General features: G+C 70.0%; 18 protein-coding genes. 16 read left to right on the top strand and 2 right to left on the bottom strand.

The genetic code is table 11. The features are described 5' to 3' along the window. Window positions 1–10 precede the first annotated feature (10 nt). Together ACFY1T_RS11695 and ACFY1T_RS11690 are read right to left on the bottom strand one after the other, a co-directional pair. The gene (locus ACFY1T_RS11695) at window positions 11–1738 is read right to left on the bottom strand and encodes an FAD-dependent oxidoreductase (RefSeq protein ID WP_390787990.1); all 1728 of its coding nucleotides are present in this window, start codon (window positions 1736–1738) and stop codon (window positions 11–13) included. After that, window positions 1735–2007, bottom strand: a complete 273-nt coding sequence (locus ACFY1T_RS11690) for a UBP-type zinc finger domain-containing protein (RefSeq protein ID WP_390787989.1) — start codon at window positions 2005–2007, stop codon at window positions 1735–1737. Before ACFY1T_RS11690 ends, ACFY1T_RS11695 begins: the two co-directional genes overlap by 4 nt. Window positions 2008–2274: 267 nt before the next feature. Between ACFY1T_RS11690 and ACFY1T_RS11685 the strand changes: the two genes are divergently transcribed. The 16 genes from ACFY1T_RS11685 to ACFY1T_RS11610 all read left to right on the top strand — a co-directional run bounded on the left by ACFY1T_RS11685 (window position 2275) and on the right by ACFY1T_RS11610 (window position 16875). Further along, on the top strand, window positions 2275–3099 hold the full coding sequence (locus ACFY1T_RS11685; protein ID WP_390787988.1) for a type 1 glutamine amidotransferase domain-containing protein: 825 nt from the start codon (window positions 2275–2277) through the stop codon (window positions 3097–3099). A gap of 8 nt (window positions 3100–3107) precedes the next feature. Next, window positions 3108–4751, top strand: coding sequence for a thiamine pyrophosphate-binding protein (locus ACFY1T_RS11680; protein ID WP_390787987.1), 1644 nt, complete (start codon window positions 3108–3110; stop codon window positions 4749–4751). 127 nt (window positions 4752–4878) lie between these two features. Then, complete coding sequence (locus tag ACFY1T_RS11675; RefSeq protein ID WP_030871681.1) at window positions 4879–5310, top strand: nuclear transport factor 2 family protein; 432 nt, start codon at window positions 4879–4881, stop codon at window positions 5308–5310. 34 nt (window positions 5311–5344) lie between these two features. Further along, window positions 5345–5800 carry a nuclear transport factor 2 family protein gene (locus ACFY1T_RS11670; protein WP_390787986.1) on the top strand — a complete coding sequence of 152 codons (456 nt, stop codon included), beginning with the start codon at window positions 5345–5347 and terminating at the stop codon, window positions 5798–5800. 13 nt (window positions 5801–5813) lie between these two features. Next, window positions 5814–6185, top strand: coding sequence for a nuclear transport factor 2 family protein (locus ACFY1T_RS11665; protein ID WP_030871686.1), 372 nt, complete (start codon window positions 5814–5816; stop codon window positions 6183–6185). Between the two features lie 13 nt (window positions 6186–6198). Further along, the gene (locus tag ACFY1T_RS11660) at window positions 6199–7812 is read left to right on the top strand and encodes a GMC family oxidoreductase (protein ID WP_390787985.1); all 1614 of its coding nucleotides are present in this window, start codon (window positions 6199–6201) and stop codon (window positions 7810–7812) included. After that, window positions 7805–8416 (top strand): DJ-1/PfpI family protein, encoded by a 612-nt coding sequence (locus tag ACFY1T_RS11655; RefSeq protein ID WP_030871690.1) that lies wholly within the window; start codon window positions 7805–7807, stop codon window positions 8414–8416. Before ACFY1T_RS11660 ends, ACFY1T_RS11655 begins: the two co-directional genes overlap by 8 nt. Further along, window positions 8416–8862, top strand: a complete 447-nt coding sequence (locus ACFY1T_RS11650; RefSeq protein WP_390787984.1) for a VOC family protein — start codon at window positions 8416–8418, stop codon at window positions 8860–8862. The genes ACFY1T_RS11655 and ACFY1T_RS11650 overlap by 1 nt, the downstream gene beginning before the upstream one ends. A gap of 1 nt (window position 8863) precedes the next feature. Then, the gene (locus tag ACFY1T_RS11645) at window positions 8864–10693 is read left to right on the top strand and encodes an AGE family epimerase/isomerase (protein ID WP_390787983.1); all 1830 of its coding nucleotides are present in this window, start codon (window positions 8864–8866) and stop codon (window positions 10691–10693) included. 37 nt (window positions 10694–10730) lie between these two features. Then, window positions 10731–11093, top strand: a complete 363-nt coding sequence (locus ACFY1T_RS11640) for an STAS domain-containing protein (protein ID WP_390787982.1) — start codon at window positions 10731–10733, stop codon at window positions 11091–11093. Beyond that, complete coding sequence (gene glgX / locus ACFY1T_RS11635) at window positions 11090–13225, top strand: glycogen debranching protein GlgX (protein WP_390787981.1); 2136 nt, start codon at window positions 11090–11092, stop codon at window positions 13223–13225. The genes ACFY1T_RS11640 and glgX overlap by 4 nt, the downstream gene beginning before the upstream one ends. A gap of 64 nt (window positions 13226–13289) precedes the next feature. Further along, complete coding sequence (locus ACFY1T_RS11630; protein ID WP_030157520.1) at window positions 13290–13601, top strand: STAS domain-containing protein; 312 nt, start codon at window positions 13290–13292, stop codon at window positions 13599–13601. A gap of 5 nt (window positions 13602–13606) precedes the next feature. Continuing rightward, window positions 13607–14071, top strand: a complete 465-nt coding sequence (locus ACFY1T_RS11625; RefSeq protein WP_234318218.1) for an anti-sigma regulatory factor — start codon at window positions 13607–13609, stop codon at window positions 14069–14071. Further along, window positions 14053–15321: a PP2C family protein-serine/threonine phosphatase gene (locus tag ACFY1T_RS11620; RefSeq protein ID WP_390787980.1), complete on the top strand. Its 1269-nt coding sequence runs from the start codon at window positions 14053–14055 to the stop codon at window positions 15319–15321. Before ACFY1T_RS11625 ends, ACFY1T_RS11620 begins: the two co-directional genes overlap by 19 nt. Continuing rightward, window positions 15321–16064: a MinD/ParA family protein gene (locus ACFY1T_RS11615; RefSeq protein WP_390787979.1), complete on the top strand. Its 744-nt coding sequence runs from the start codon at window positions 15321–15323 to the stop codon at window positions 16062–16064. Before ACFY1T_RS11620 ends, ACFY1T_RS11615 begins: the two co-directional genes overlap by 1 nt. A gap of 70 nt (window positions 16065–16134) precedes the next feature. Further along, on the top strand, window positions 16135–16875 hold the full coding sequence (locus tag ACFY1T_RS11610; RefSeq protein WP_390787978.1) for a type 1 glutamine amidotransferase domain-containing protein: 741 nt from the start codon (window positions 16135–16137) through the stop codon (window positions 16873–16875). Window positions 16876–16903: the final 28 nt, after the last annotated feature.

The raw sequence follows: 16903 nt of genomic DNA, 5'->3' as shown, positions 1-16903 counted from the left end.
GTGTTCGCTCTCAGCCCATCGAGCGGTAGCGGTGGATCAGCGAGACCGCCATGGCTCCCTCACCCACCCCCGAGGCCACGCGCTTGACCGAGTGGGCCCGCACGTCGCCGGCCGCGAAGACGCCGGGGACGCTCGTCTCCAGCGGGTACGGGGCGCGCTCCAGGCTCCACTCCGCCGGGAGCTCCCCGCCGTTGGCGATGAGGTCGGACCCGGTGAGCACGAAGCCGTACTCGTCGCGCTCGACCACGCCCGACAGCCAGTCGGTGTGCGGGCGGGCGCCGATGAAGGTGAACATGAACCGGGCCGGGACGCGGGTGTCCTCGCCCGTCGCCGCGTCGTGGAGGGTCAGCTGCTCCAGGTGCTCGTCTCCGTCCAGCCGGACCACCGTCGTACGGACCTTGACCTCGATGTTCGGGGTGCGGTCGATCTCGTCGATCAGGTAGCGGGACATGCTCGCGTCCAGGGATTCGGCACGCACCAGGATGGTCACCCTGGCCGCGTACTTGGCGAAGTGCACCGCCGCCTGGCCGGCCGAGTTCGCGCCGCCCACGATGAACACGTGCTGCGAGATGCAGGCCGAGCTCTCCGTCGTCGCCGCGCCGTAGTACAGCCCCGCGCCCTCGAAGCGGTCCGCGCCCGGGGCCTGGAGCCGGTTGTACGAGACCCCGGTGGCCAGCAGCACCGTTTCGGCGCTGATCTCCGTGCCGTCGGCCAGGGTCAGGATCTTCGCCGGGTCGTCCCGGGTCAGCGAGACCACCTCCACCGGGTGCAGGATCTCGGCGCCGAAGCGGGAGGCCTGGATGGTGGCGCGGCGGGTCAGGTCGCCGCCGGAGAGGCCCGAGGGGAAGCCCAGGTAGTTCTCGATCAGGCTGGAGGTGCCGGCCTGCCCGCCCGGGGCGCGGGAGTCCAGCATCAGCGTGGAGAGGCCTTCCGAGGCCGAGTACACCCCGGCCGCCAGGCCCGCCGGGCCCGCGCCGACGATGACGCACTCGTAGTGCGGGCGCGAGGCGGTGGTGGCCAGCCCGAGGCGCTGGGCGAGCGCGGTGTCGGACGGCGCGGAGAGCACCGCCCCGTCCGGGAAGCGGACGAGGGGCAGCGCCGCGTCGGGCTGGGCGGCGATCAGGGTCAGCGCCTCCGGATCCCGCTCCACGTTCAGGAAGCGGAAGGGCTGGCCGTTGCGGGTGAAGAAGTCCCGGACGGCGTGCGTGCCGGGGGAGACGAGGTGCCCGGCGACGATGATGCCGTCGTAGGCGGGGCGGTAGGTGGCCAGCCAGTCGGAGAGCAGGTCGTCCAGGACCGGGAAGAGCCGCTCGTGCGGCGGGTCCCAGGGCTTGAGCAGGTAGTAGTCCAGCCGGACCCGGTTGATCGCGGTGATCGCCGCGTCCGTCTCCGCGTACGCCGTCAGCAGCACGCGGCGGGCGTCCGGGAAGCGGCTGACGGCCTCCAGCAGGAACTCCACGCCGGTCACGTCGGGCATCCGCTGGTCCACGAGGAACAGCGCCGGATCGTGGCCGCGCTCGTCGAGGGAGTCCAGGATCTTCAGGGCGTCGGCGGCGGAAGAGGCGCCGAGCACCCGGTAGCGGTCGCCGTAAGCGCTGCGCAGGTCGCGGCGGACGGCCCGCAGCACCTGCGGATCGTCGTCCACGGCCAGGATGACGGGCTTGCGGCTCTCGGCGCGCTCCGCGGCGGCCCCCGCGGCGGTGGCGGGAGCGGTGGCGCTCTCCGGGGCCGCACTCATGCCGCGTCCAGCATCAGCTTGTCGGCGTAGCACCAGGCCCACGTCTCGCCCGGCTCGTGCGAGGCGGCGATGGGGTGCTCGGTGGTGCGGTAGTGCCTGGTGGCGTGGCGGTTCTTGGAGGAGTCGCAGCATCCGACGTGCCCGCAGCTGAGGCACATCCTCAGGTGCACCCAGCTGTCGCCGAGGACGAGGCACTCCTCGCAGCCCTCGGTACCTGGTTTCACCGGACGTATCTGATCGATGTGTGTGCACAACAGGTCCGTCGTCATCGTCCCCGTCCCTCTCCTCGATCCTTCGCGCACCCGTGATTCACGGCGCGTCCAGACCATAGGGCGGTGCCCCTGTAATGGTTCAGTGATTCGGCCGATGTCATGAAGTCTCGCGGCTACTTCATGACATCGGGAAGCGACTACCTGAGGTGCCCCCGCGACCTGCCCTCCCACCTCATGAAGTCGCATACGGGCGCTTTGACGCAGCCCCCGGGCGCAAGCAGTGTGGGTCAGGCCAACGACAACAGGCGGCGCCTGGAGGAATCCGTGAGCAGAAAGATTCTGGTCATTGTCTCCGAACACGGTTACTGGGCCGAAGAACTGATAGGCCCCGTTTCGAAGTTCGACGAGCGGGGCTACGAAGTCGTATTCGCCACGCCGACCGGAAAGCGTGCGCACGCTCTTCCGCCGAGCCTCGACGCGAACTACATCGACCCTCCGCTGGGACGCTCGGTCACCACCGAGGAGAACGCCCGGCTGGGGCGGGAGTTCGAGCAGTCGAGCCGGCTGGACACGCCGCTCGACATCGAGGCGTGGGCACCGGAGCGCCCGTACACGAGCGACGAGGGCTACCTGCGCAAGCTGGAGCAGTACCACCGCGATCTGGAGAAGCTGGAAGCCGACATCGCCGGCTACGACGCGCTCCTCATCGTCGGCGGCAGCGGTCCCATCGTCGACCTCGCCAACAACGAGCGCGTCCACGCGCTGATCCTGGCCTTCAAGAACGCCGGCAAGGTCGTGGCCGCCGAGTGCTACGGCGTGGCCTGCCTGGCCTTCGCCCGCGACTGGGGCGACCGCAAGAGCATCATCTGGGGCAAGCACGTGACCGGCCACTGCAAGGAGTACGACTACAAGGACGGCACCGGATTCCTCGGTACCGACTTCAACATGGGCCCGCCGCCGTACCCGCTGGAGTACATCCTGCGCGATGCCACCGGGCCGCGCGGCGCATATCACGGGAATTTCGGCCACCCGCTTTCGGTGATCGTCGACTACCCCTTCGTCACCGGCCGTTCCACCCCCGATTCATATCTGACGGGGCAGAAGATCGTGGAAGTCCTGGAGGACGGTCTCACCCGTTACGGGTGGTAGGGGGAATCATGGAAGCCACTCCCGGACGGGAAAGGCTGATCGAGCAGTTCAAGGCCGACGGCCTGAATGTGATGTTCGGAAATCCGGGGACGGTGGAACAGGGATTCCTCGACGCGGTGGACGCGGCGGAGGACTTCCACTACGTCCTCGCCCTCCAGGAGACCGTGGCCGCCGGAATCGCCGACGGCTACGCCCGGGCCACCGGCGGCGCGGCCCTGCTCCAGCTGCACTCCGGGGTGGGCCTGGGCAACGGCATCGGGATGCTCTACCAGTCGCTGCGCGGCCACACCCCGCTCGTCGTGGTCGCCGGCGACGCGGGGGTCCGCTACGACGCCATGGACGCCCAGATGGCTTCCGACCTGGTGGCGATGGCGAAGCCGGTGACGAAGTACGCGACCCGGGTCACCGACCGCCACTCCGTACTGCGCACCATCCGGCGGGCGGTCAAGATCGCACTGACCCCGCCGCGCGGCCCCGTCTTCGTGGCGCTGCCGATGGACGTGCTGGACGAGCTGAACTCCGAGCCCGTCCTGCCCGCCGCGGTGCCGCTCACGGACGTGGCACCCTCACCGGCCTCGGTGGGGCGGGCGGCCGAGCTGCTCGCCTCCGCCGAGCGGCCCGTGATCCTCGTCGGCGACGGGGTCTCGCTCTCCGGGGCCCAGCGCGAACTCGTCGCCGTCGCCGAGCTGCTGGGCGCCGACGTGTACGAGGTCGACTCCTCCGAGGTGAACATCGCGGCCTCGCACCCACTGCGCCGCGGCCAGAGCGGCCACATGTTCGGCCCGCACAGCAAGGAACTCGTGAGCGGCGCGGACGGGGTGCTGATCGTCGGCACCTACGTCTTCCCGGAGGTCTTCCCCGAGCTGGAGAACCCCTTCAGGCCCGGCGCCAGGGTCGTCCACATCGACCTGAACGCGTACGAGATCGCCAAGAACCACCCGGTGGACCTGGGCCTGGCCGCCGACCCGAAGCAGGCGCTGCACGCGCTGGCCGGCGTACTCGAACGCCGGCTGAGCCCGCAGCGCCGGGCGGCCGCGGCCGCCCGGCTCGACGCCCGCACCCGGGAGCGGGCGCTGTCCGCCCGGGGCGGGGACACCGAGCAGGACGGCTCGCCGATGGCCGTCTTCCTGCGCACCCTGGCCGAGCGCACCGGCGGGGACCTGATCGTCTTCGACGAGGCGCTGACCACCTCGCCGCTGGTGACCCGGTACCTGCCGCCGGAGCGCCCCGGCGACTACCACCTCACCCGGGGCGGCTCGCTCGGAGTGGGCTTCCCGGGGGCGGTCGGCGCCAAGCTGGCCCGTCCGGACCGCCTCGTCGTCGGCTTCGCGGGCGACGGCGGGTCGATGTACACGTACCAGGCGCTGTGGACGGCGGTCCGGCACGGCATCGACGCCAAGTTCGTGGTCTGCAACAACCGCAAGTACCGGCTGCTGGACGACAACATCGCCCAGTACTGGCGGGAGCGGGACATCCCGGAGCACGGGTTCCCGGGCTCCTTCGACCTCTCGCACCCCGAGATCGACTTCGCCGGGCTGGCGCGGGCGCTCGGCGCCGGGGGGACGCGGGTGGAGAAGCCGGACGAGGCGGTCGCCGCCGTGGCCCGGATGCTCGACCACCCCGGACCGTTCCTGGTCGACGTACAGATCTGACGCACCGCGGCGACGCACCGCCGGGAACACACCACCACGCGGACGCACCACGCGGACGCGCCGCACCGCCGCGCCGCACCGCCGCCATCCACCGCACCGCACACCACCACGGACAGGAGGAGACCGCATGCCCGCCGAGCGGCTGACCGAGGAAGCGATCCGCACCTTCGCGGAGAACTGGTACGTGGCACTGGACCAGCACCTCCCGCTGGACCGGGTGCTGCCCCTCATCACCGGGGACCTGGAGTTCAAGGTCCCCGAGGACACCTTCCTCGGACACCAGGGCTTCGGCCGCTGGTACGAGGCGGTCACGAACCGCTTCTTCGACGAGGTCCACACCGTCACGAAGGTGGAGCCCGTCATCGAGGGCGACCGGGCCGTCGTACGGGTGCTGGTCAACTGGCAGGCCAAGATCTGGGACCCGCCGGCAGCCCGCAGCGAGTGGCTCGGCTTCGACGCCGACCAGACCTGGACGGTCGTGGCCGGTCCCGACGGCCCGCTGATCAAGCAGTACACCGTCAACGACCTGGCCCCGATGCCCGGTTCCGGCTCGCTCTGAGCACGGGCGCGGGGCAGTCGAAGGAGAAGCGACGATGACCGAAGTGACACGGGAGCGGGTCGAGGCGGCGTACGCCGCCCTCGGCTCCGGCGACCGCGCCCGCATCCTCGAGTACTACTCCGAGGACCTGCGCTGGCTGGTGCCGGGCAGCCACCCGCTGGCCGGCTGGTACGAGAGCCTGGACGCCTTCCTGGAGCTGATGGGGCAGACCCACAAGCTCACCGGCGGCACCTTCCGGATGGACATCCAGGCGGTCCTCGTCGGCGAGGACTGCAGCGCCGACGTCTGCCGCAACGTCGCCCTGCGCGACGGCGCCGACCAGGCCAGCCTGTCCCCGTACGAGCGGATGGACTACCCCGTCTTCCACTTCATGCGGTGGCGGGACGGCCGGATCATCGAGGGCCGCGACGGGCTCTTCGGGGACTCGGCGACCGCCTTCAGCCAGTTCTGGGCGCCGTTCGCGCCCGACGGAACCCGCCGCGACCGATAGGGGGAGGAGCGCTGTGGACGCACGACAGATCCTTGAGAAGTACTACGAGTACGCCAACGCCGGCGACTGGGACCGCTGGTGCGACCTGTTCGCCGACGACCAGGTCATGGACGAGCAGCTCGCCGGACACATCGAGGGCCTCGAGGTCCTGCGCTCGATGATGAAGGGCATGGGGACGATGTACCGGGTCTTCCGGAACGAGCCCGTGCACTTCCTCGTCGACGGCGAGAAGGCCGCGGCCGTCTCCCACCTCAGCGCCGTCAGCCCCGCGGGCGAGACGATCGAGGCCGAGGTCATGAACTTCTTCCGGATCGTGGACGGAAAGATCGCCTACATGGCGAACTACCACGACACCGTCCCCTTCCAGGTGCTGGGCCAGGGCTGAGGGGGGCCGACTCGTGGCGAACGCCGAGAGAGAAGAGTACGACTACGTCATCGTCGGATCCGGGACCGCGGGCAGCGTCCTCGCGAACCGGCTCTCCGAAGACCCGGACGTCTCCGTCCTGGTCCTGGAGGCGGGCGGCAACCGGATCCCGCCCGAGGTGGACGACCCGTCCTCCTGGTACAAGCTGCTCGGCGGGCCCGTCGACTGGGGCTACACCAGCGTCCCGCAGCCCGGGCTCGACGGCCGCCGCACGTACGAACCGCGCGGCAAGGCCCCCGGCGGCAGCAGCAACCTGTACATCATGATGCACATCCGGGGCCACGCCTCGGACTTCGACAACTGGGCCTACCAGGGCGCCGCCGGCTGGGGCCACGAGGACGTCCTGCCCTACTTCGCCCTCCTGGAGGGCCAGGAGGACGCCACCGCGCCCACCACCGGCACCCGCGGCCCGCAGCGCATCACCAACGCCGGGCAGCACGGCCCCAACCCGGTCTCCCGCGCCTTCATCGACGCGGCCGTCGAGCTCGGCCACCAGGAGATCCCCGACTTCAACACCGACGGTCCCCGGCGCGGGCTCTTCGGCACCGGCTGGCACCACATCGACGTGGCCGACGGCCGCCGCCAGGGCACCCTCGCCGCCTACCTGGAGCCGGCGCTGGAGCGCTCCAACCTGACCCTGCGCACCAGTGCCCAGAGCACCAGGCTGCTCTTCGACGGCGACACCTGCACGGGCGTGGAGTACGCGCAGCTCGCGCCGGCCGCCGAGTTCCCCGGCCGCACCGTGGGCGACGCCCACGGCAGCTCGGCCGGTCCCGGGCTCCACTCCGTACGGGCCCACCGCGAGGTCATCGTGGCGGCGGGGGCGATCGAGTCCCCGAAGCTCCTGCTGCTCTCCGGCATCGGCAACCCCGAGCAGCTGCGCGAGCACGGCATCGAGACGGTCGCGGCGCTGCCCGGGGTCGGCGAGAACTTCCACAACCACGTCCTGACCGGGCTGATGGCCGAGGTCACCCAGGAACTCCCGCCTCCGGCGCAGAACCTTTCGGAGAGCGCTCTGTTCCTCTCCTCCCGGCCCGGTCTTCCGGCCCCCGACCTGCAGATCGCCTTCGTCCACGTGCCGTTCGACGTGATCGTCGGGAAGGACCACCCGAACACGGTGAGCATCCTCCCCGGTGTCGTACGGCCCGTCTCGCGCGGCTGGATCCGGCTCGCGAGCGCCGATCCTCTGGCCCATCCGCTGATCAACCCGAACTACCTGGGCGACCGGTGGGACCTGGAGCGGATGGTGCAGGGGATCAAGCTGGCCCGGGAGATCTTCGCGACCTCGGCCTTCTCCCCCTGGTACAAGCAGGAGCTCCAGCCCGGCCCCGGCTTCGTCTCGGACGAGGACCTGCGGACCTTCGCGAAGCAGAAGTCGGAGAGCTACCACCACCAGGCCGGCTCCTGCCGCATGGGCGTCGACGACCTCTCCGTCGTCGACCCCGAGCTGCGGGTGCACGGCGTACGCAACCTGCGCGTCGTCGACGCCAGCGTGATGCCCGCCGTCCCGTCGGGCAACTGCCACACCGCCATCGCGATGATCGCCGAGCGCGCGGCGGACTTCCTGAGGGGGACCTCCCGTGCCTGACGCCGTACTGCGCGAGGGTGCGCTGAGCGGGACCCGCATCGCGGTCCTGGTCGAGAGCGACTTCTACGAGCCCGAGATCTTCTACTACGGACACCGGTTCGCCGAGGAGGGGGCCGAGGTCGACTTCCTGACCCGGCTGTGGGGCAATGACTCCATCACCTTCTCCGGACACGAGTACCGGGCGCCGTTCACCGCCGACAAGTCCCTGGAGGGGCTGAGCGACGAGGAGCTGCGCCGGTACGCGGCGATCATCGTGCCCTCGGGCATGGTGGCCGACCGGCTGCGCTACACCGAGGACGTGGACGTCCTCGCGCCGGCCACGGAGCTGCTGCGCCGGGCCTTCGAGGAGCCGACGGTCCTCAAGGGGATCATCTGCCACGGCATGTGGCTGGCCGCCTCGATCCCGGACAAGATCCGGGGCCGCAAGGTGGTCTGCCACAACAACCTCATCGGCGACGTCCGCAACATGGGCGCCGAGTACGTCAACGAGGACGTGGTGGTCGACGGCGACCTGGTCACCGGCCGCACCGGCGCCCACCACCACCTCTTCGCCCGCCGGATCATCGAGCTGATCGCGGCGGGGCGGGGCCGGGGGGCCGCCTGATGCCCGGTGCCGGGGAGCGCGTGATGGTCTGGTCGCACGTGGGCCTGAACTGCGCGGACCAGAAGACGACCGAGGAGTTCTACACCCGGTACTTCGGCTTCACCCGGGCCCGGGTGGTCGACCTCGGGGAGGCCCGGATCGTGTTCCTGCGCAAGGGGGACGCGTACCTGGAGCTCTTCGCGGCCGGTGCCGCCGCGGCCCGGCCGGGGCAGGACGACGGGCCGCAGGCCCCGGGCCGGATGCGCCACCTGGCCTTCCAGACCGACAGCGTGGACGCGTTCCTGGCCGAGCTGGGCGACGCGGCCGAAGTGACCCTGGGGCCGCTGGACTTCGACGACTTCATCTGCGGCTGGCGGACCGTGTGGGTCCGCGATCCCGACGGGGTGATCGTCGAGGTCAGCCAGGGATTCGAGGACGACCGCTCACACGACAAGGACGGTGCATGACATGGCGGACGCCGTGAGCTTCTCCTTCTCCGACACCATCGCGGGCTACGTCGGCCGCTTCGACTCCGAGTCCCGCCTGCTGCGGCTGAAGACCTCGGACGGGCGCGAGTTCGACGTCTCCCTGGCCGGGGACCCGAGTGCGGAGCTGGTCCGCAACCTGGACGAGCCGTACATCGACGCCTCCGGGCACATCGACGAGATGCTCTCGCCCGGACGGTTCCTCTTCGTCTACGGCGTCCACTACCCGGAGTCCGGCGGGCGTTTCGACGCCAAGCGCCTGGTGTTCCTGGGCCGCGGCGCCGAGGACTACCGGTTCGAGGAGCCCAGCTGGTGGGTCAAGCAGATCGAGTCGCTGGCCGACTTCTACAAGCGGGCGCAGTTCGGCGAGGGCCCGGTGGACTTCACCGAGTACCGCACCGAGATCCGGCTCGGCGGCGACAAGACCGCCAGCCACGTCCAGGAGACCGACACGATCTCCCGCCTGGTCTACGGCATGGCCTCGGCCTACCTGCTGACCGGCAAGGACGAGTACCTGGAGGTCGCCGAGCGCGGCACCGAGTACCTGCGCAAGCACATGCGGGTCGTGGACAGCGAGGAGGACGTGGTCTTCTGGTACCACGGCATCAGCGTCGACGGGGACAGCGAGCGCAAGCTGTTCACCTCGGAGTTCTCCGACGACTACGACGCGATCCCGATGTACGAGCAGATCTACGCGCTGGCCGGCCCGATCCAGACGTACCGGGTCACCGGTGACATACGGATCAAGAACGACGCGGACGCCACCATCCGGCTGTTCGACAAGTTCTTCAAGGACCCGGAGCAGGGCGGCTACTACTCGCACATCGACCCGATCCTGTTCAGCGCGGACCACGAGTCCCTCGGCGAGAACGCCGAGCGCAAGAACTGGAACTCCGTCGGCGACCACGCGCCCGCGTACCTGATCAACCTGTACCTGGCGACCGGCGACCAGAGGTACGCCGACTTCCTCGAGTACACCTTCGACACCATCGCGGACAAGTTCCCGGACTACAAGAACAGCCCGTTCGTCCAGGAGCGCTTCTTCCGCGACTGGTCGCACGACACCGCGCACAGCTGGCAGCAGAACCGCGCGGTCGTCGGGCACAACCTCAAGATCGCCTGGAACCTGATGCGGATGAACTCGCTGAAGGCCAAGCCGGCGTACGAGGACCTCGCCAGGAAGATCGGCGAGATCATGCCGGCCGTCGGCAGCGACGTGCAGCGCGGCGGCTGGTACGACGTGGTCGAACGGATCAAGTCCGTCGGCAAGGACGGCGAGGAGACGTATCGTTTCGCCTGGCACGACCGCAAGGCCTGGTGGCAGCAGGAGCAGGCGATCCTCGCCTACCTCATCCTGAACGGCACGGTCGGCGGCGACGCCTTCCTGCGCGAGGCCCGGCAGGCGGAGGCCTTCTACAACACGTTCTTCCTCGACCACGACGAGGGAGCCGTCTACTTCAACGTGCTCGCCAGCGGTACGCCGTACCTGCTCGGCACGGAGCGGCTCAAGGGCAGCCACTCGATGTCCATGTACCACTCGGCGGAGCTCTGCTACCTGTCCGCCGTCTACAACAACCTGCTGATCAACAAGCGGGAAATGGACTTCCACTTCAAGCCCGACCCGACCAACCTGCCCGACCGCGTGCTGCGGGTCTCTCCCGACCTGCTGCCCGCCGGCTCCGTGCAGATCGCGTCCGTCGAGATCGACGAGAAGCCGTACCGGGACTTCGACGCCGACGGTCTGACCGTCCGGCTGCCGGACGTCCAGGGGCGGGTCAAGGTCAAGGTCCGGCTGCGCCCGGTGACTTCATAGCGCTCAACGGGGGGCGCCCCGACTAGAGGGGAAAGCAATGTCTCTGAACGTCAAGGAACGCCGCAACAAGGGCGGTACCGTCCTCGTCGCCACCGGCGAGATCAACAGTGAGACCTCCGGCCGGCTGCTGCAGTCCCTGCTGCCGCTGGTCCGCGAGGGCCGGCCGCTGCGCATCGACCTCACGGCCGTCACCTACGTGTCCAGCGCGGGCCTGCGCACCCTGCTCGTCGTCTACCGCGAGGCCCAGCACGCCGGTGTCGCCGTCACCCTCTACGGGGTGAGCGAGGAAGTCCGGTTCGTCATGTCGGCCACCGGGTTCCTCGACTTCTTCGAGACCGGCGAGGCGGCGGCCGCCGAGTCCAAGGCCAAGTCGACGCTCAAGACAGCGGTCGCGCGATGAGCGAGGCCCGGTCCGAGCAGGTGCTGCGCGTCGACGCGTACCCGACCCACGAAGTGGGCGGGTACCGCGTCCGCGCCGGCAAACCGTTCCCCTTCGGGGCCAACGTGGTCCCCGGCGGGGTCAGTTTCTCCGTCTACTCCGACCAGGCGACCTCCATGACCCTGGTCATCTACAAGCGCGGAGAGCCCGAGCCGATGGCCGAGCTGGAATTCCCCCAGGAGTTCCGCACCGGCAGCGTCTTCGCCATGACGGTCTTCGGCCTCGACCACGAGAACATCGAGTACGGCTACCGGGCCGACGGCCCCTACGACCCGGTCTCCGGGCACCGCTTCGACGCCCGCCAGGTCCTGTCCGACCCCTACGCCCGGCTGATCTCCGGCCGAGACGTGTGGGGCGTGGAGCCGGACCGCAGCCGCGGCTACCAGTACCGCTCGCGGGTCTGCCTCCAGGACTTCGACTGGGGCGACGACACCCCGCTGGGGCTGCCCGCCGAGGACCTCGTCGTGTACGAGACCCATGTGCGCGGCTTCACCCGGCACCCCTCCTCACGGGTCACCGCCCCCGGCACGTTCGCGGGGCTGCGGGAGAAGATCCCGTACCTGAAGGAGCTCGGGGTCAACTGCATCGAGCTGCTGCCGGTGTTCGAGTTCGACGAGAGCGACAACATGCGCTCCAACCCGGAGACGGGCGAGCACCTCTTCGACTACTGGGGCTACAACACCGTCTCGTTCTTCGCGCCGAAGGCGGGCTACGCGGCCACCGGACGCTACGGGATGCAGGGCGACGAGTTCCGCACCCTGATCAAGGACCTCCACGCGGCCGGCATCGAGGTCATCCTCGACGTCGTCTTCAACCACACGGCCGAAGGCAACGAGCAGGGGCCGACGATCTCCTTCAAGGGGCTCGACAACTCCACGTACTACATGCTCACGCCGGAGGGGTACTACTTCAACTTCAGCGGCACGGGCAACACGGTCAACTGCAACCACCCCGTCGTGCGCAACTTCGTGCTCGACTGCCTGCGCCACTGGGTCGCCGACTACCACATCGACGGCTTCCGCTTCGACCTCGCGGCCATCCTCGGCCGGGCCCTGGACGGCACGCCGCTGCCCAACCCGCCGCTGCTGGAGCTGCTCGCCTTCGACCCCGTCCTGCGGCACACCAAGCTCATCGCCGAGGCATGGGACGCGGGCGGCCTCTACGAGGTCGGCAACTTCCCGGCGTACGGCCGCTGGGCCGAGTGGAACGGGAAGTACCGCGACACCGTGCGCAGCTTCCTCAAGGGCGACCCCGGGGTGACCGGGGAGCTGGCCACCCGGATCGCCGGCTCGCCCGACCTGTACTCCACCCGGGGCACCTCCGCCTCGGTCAACTTCCTGACCGCCCACGACGGTTTCACCCTGGCCGACCTCGTCTCGTACAACGACAAGCACAACGAGGCGAACGGCGAGGGCAACAACGACGGCGGCAACGACAACGCCAGCTGGAACTGCGGGGCCGAGGGGCCGACCGACGACCCCGAGATCAACCGGCTGCGCACGCGCCAGATGAAGAACGCCCTGGCCATCCTCATGACCAGCCAGGGCATCCCGATGCTGCTGTCGGGCGACGAGGTCGCCCGCACCCAGCAGGGCAACAACAACACGTACTGCCAGGACAACGAGCTGTCCTGGTTCGACTGGGACCAGGTCGACGAGAACGCCGAACTGCTCCGGTTCACCCGGGAGATGATCGCCTTCCGCGGCCGCCACCGCGAACTGCGCTCCACCTCCCACCCCACCGGCCAGGTCCGCGAGAGCCTCGGACTGCCGGACATCAGCTGGCACGGCGAACGCGCCTGGCAGCCCGACTGGTCGGCGGAGAGCCGGCTGCTGGCGGTGGCCCGCTGCGGCACCGGGGACGACGACGTGGTGTACGTGGCCATGAACTCGCACTGGGAGGCGCACGACCTGGAACTGCCCGCGCTGCCGCACGGGCGCAGCTGGCACCTGTTCGCGGACACCGGGGCCGAGGCCCCGCACGACATCCGCACCCCGGGCGGCGAGCCCGAGCTGGAGAACGCCGGGAAGTACCTGATCGGTCCGCGCTCGGTCGTGATCCTGGTCGGCCGGACGCCCGATCCCGAGCTGTAGCCCCGGCCGCACCCGCCGCCCGGTCCCACCGAACGCCCAACCGCAGTGCCGAAGGAGACCTCACATGCCGCTTTCCGTGTCCCTGAGCATCGAGGGCGACACCACCGTGATCGAGCTGGCGGGCGAGCTGGACGCCAAGACCGCGCCGGACTTCCACCAGACCATCGAGAAGGCCGCCGGGCACGGCACCGGAACGGTCGAGATCAGGATGGCCGGTGTCGGCTACATGGCCAGCGCCGGACTGCGGTCCCTGGTCTTCGCCCAGCAGAAGGTGGCGAACCACGTGACCATCAAGGTGGTCGGCGCGATCGAGCCCGTGTCCCGGACCATCCGGACGGCCGGGCTGGACCGCAGCATCGTGCTCTCCGATGAGTGAATCGCATGAGTGACATGGTCGAACTGGCGAGGACGCCCGCGGAGCTGGAGGTGCCGGCCACGCTGGGGGCACTGGGCGACATCGCCTCGTTCGTCCTGCGGCTGGCCGGCCGGGCGGGCCTGGGCAAGGGGCCCGCGTACCGGATCCGGCTGGCCGTGGACGAGCTGGCCACGAACATCGTGATGCACGGGTACCGGGGCGGCGACGGGCGGATCACCGTCCGCGGCCGCTCCGGTCCCGGCCGGGTGCAGATCTCCATAGCGGACTCCGCGCCGGCGTTCGACCCCGTCGAGGGCTGCCTGCCGCCCGCCCCCGGGGTTCCCCCCGAGCGGCGCAGGATCGGCGGTCTCGGCATCCACCTGGCCCTGACCAGCGTGGACGAATTCAGCTACGTACGCAGGGACGGCCGCAACATCAGCACGCTGACTGTGAACGCTGAGGGGACGGACCCATGCCCTCCACGACCGTGATCATCCTCGACGAGTACCCGCCGCCGCCGCTCGAACTGCTCGACGCGATCCGCTCGATGGACGCGGAGATCGTCTCGCGCACGCTGGCGGAGCTGCGCGGCGGCCCGCTCGACGAGCTGCCCGTCGCCGACGTCCTGCTCGCCCCGGCCGAGGCCGACGGCGATTCGGTGCGCCTCGCGGTACGGCGGCTGCGCCGCTGGGCCGGAGCCCCCATCGTGGTCGTCTGGACGGTGACGGAGTTCGCCGCCCTGGAGGAGCACGTCCGGCTCGGCCACGACTACCTCGTACCGCCCTTCCTGCCCGCCCTCGTCGGGGCCCGGCTGCACAGCTGCTCGGAGCGCGCCGGACTCGGCCGCACCCTGCGCGAGGCCGACGCCCGCGCCGAACTCATGGGCTACGAGAAGGAGCTGGAGATCGGCCGGGAGATCCAGGCCGGTTTCCTGCCCGAATCGCTGCCCGTTCCCGAAGGCTGGGAGATCGACGTCCGCTTCCGGCCCGCCCGGCAGGTCGCCGGGGACTTCTACGACGTCTTCGAGATCTCCCGCGGCCGCCGCCTCGCCTTCGTCGTCGCCGACGTCTGCGACAAGGGGGTCGGCGCAGCGCTGTTCATGGCGCTGATCCGCTCGCTGCTGCGGCACACCGCGGAGAACAGCGGGCTCCAGCACCTGGTGGCCGCCGGGCGCGCCGGCGGCAGCCGGCGGATCCCGGTGGTCGGCGCGACGCCACTGCTCAACGCGGTCACCGCCACCAACGGCTACCTGACCCGCAACCACCTGAGACAGGGCTACTTCGCCACCCTGTTCTTCGGTGTGCTCGACCCCGTGACCGGCAGCCTCGTGTACATCAACGGGGGCCACAACGCGCCGCTGCTGCTGCGCGCCGACGGCGGCGACCCGCTCGCCCTGGAGGTCACCGGACCCGCCGTCGGGGTGCTGCCGGACTGCGTGTACACGCTCGGCTACGCCCAGCTGAACCCCGGCGACACCCTGTTCGTGTTCACCGACGGAGTGCCGGAGGCCCGCTGCCCCGACGGAAGCTTCCTCGGTGACGAGCGGATGCTGGAGCTGCTCGCCGGCCCCCCGGTGAGCGGCAGGGAGGTGGTCGACCTCATGGACACCGCGGTACGGGAGCACACCGGAACGGCGGAACAGCACGACGACGTCACCATGCTGGCGCTGCACCGACCGCGTGCGGCGCGGGGGCCGCACGCGGACCGGACCAAGGCCGCGGGCCGTACGGCGGTGGCCTGATGGCCCGGACCATCGTGGTGCACTCGCACCGCGGGGGCACCGGAAAGTCCTCGGTACTGGCGAACCTGGCCCTGCTCATCGCGGGCGAGGGGCGCCGGGTGGGGGTGGTCGACACGGACATCCAGTCGCCCACCCTGGACCTGCTCTTCCGGCTCGGCCCGGGCCCCTCCCTGGCCGACTACCTGCTCGGTCGCTGCGAGATCGAGTCCACGGCCCAGCAGGTCGGCGTGCCCGGGCTGTACGTCGTACCGGCCCGGAACGGGACGGCGGCCCTGCGCGAGCTCATGACCACCGGGTACGACGTGGGGCTGCTTCCGGAGGGCTTCGACCGGCTGGTCGAGTGCCACGCGCTCGACGTGCTGCTGCTCGACACGCACGCCGGGCTGAACAACGAGTCGGTGACCGCCATGGCGAGCGCCGACGTACTGATGATCATGGCTCGGGCCGACCGGATCGACCTCTCCGGGGTCGAGGAGACCATCTCCCTCGCCGGGCGGCTGGCCTGCCGGCGTGCTCTGGTCATGAGCATGGCCCCCGAGGGCATCGACGGGGAACGGATCCGCCGGCGTGCCGAGGAGGTGTACGGCGCCCCCCTGGCCGGAATCCTTCCTTATGTGCCGGAAATGGCCGCCCTGTACGGCGAGCGCATATTCGCCGAAGCCCATCCCGACCACCCCCTGGTCGGTGAATTCCGCACCATCATCTCCGCGTTGGACGCACCTCACGAAGTATCGCGCGCCTGACGCTCCCCCCTTACGCCCCCTGCAGGGGGCGTGTTGAATCGGCAGCGATTCCAGAACAAGGAGAGAAGTCATGAAGATTCTCGTCGTCATGACGGCCAAGGCAACGCTCCACCTGTTGGACGGGGAACAGCACCCCTCGGGTTTCTGGGCCGAGGAATTCGTGGTTCCCTACACCCTCTTCAAGGCCGCAGGCCACACCGTGGACGTGGCGACGATCGGGGGCCGGGCCCCCACGGTCGACCAGACCAGCATCGACCCCCAGTTCATCCGGTGGGTCCGCCCCGAGGGCTCGCCCGACGAGGACGCGGCCAACGCCGCCGAGTACGTGAGAGTCGTCGAGAGCACCCCCCAGCTCAAGAACCCCCTCGCCCTGGAATCCCTGGGCGAGAAGGACATCGCCGAGTACGACGGCATCTACGTCAGCGGCGGGCACGGCGCGATCGGGGACCTGCCCCACTCCGACGAGCTCGCCCAGATCCTGCGCTGGGCCATCGCCCAGGACAAGCCGCTCGCCACCGTCTGCCACGGCCACACCTCGCTGCTCGCGCTGCGCGACGGCGAAGGCCGCTGGCCGTTCGAGGGCTACCGGATGACGGCCTTCTCGCACAGCGAGGAGATGGTCACCAACATGGCCGGCCGCCTCCCGCTGATCCTCGAGGCCGAGCTCACCCGGCTCGGCGCGCGCTACGAGAAGGCCGAGAAGATCTGGGACTCCCACGTGGTCGTGGACCGCAGGCTCACCACCGGCCAGAACCCGTACTCCTCCAAGGCCCTTGCCGAGACGTTCCTGACACAGCTCGCCAAGGGATAGACCGCCCCGCATCCGACACCGGAAGGCA

This window comes from Streptomyces sp. NPDC001194, assembly GCF_042896985.1.
In the GTDB taxonomy this organism is placed as follows: Bacteria; Actinomycetota; Actinomycetes; order Streptomycetales; family Streptomycetaceae; genus Streptomyces.
The sequence above is the reverse complement of the archived record's forward strand: the minus strand, read 5'-3'. Positions and strand labels throughout refer to the sequence as shown.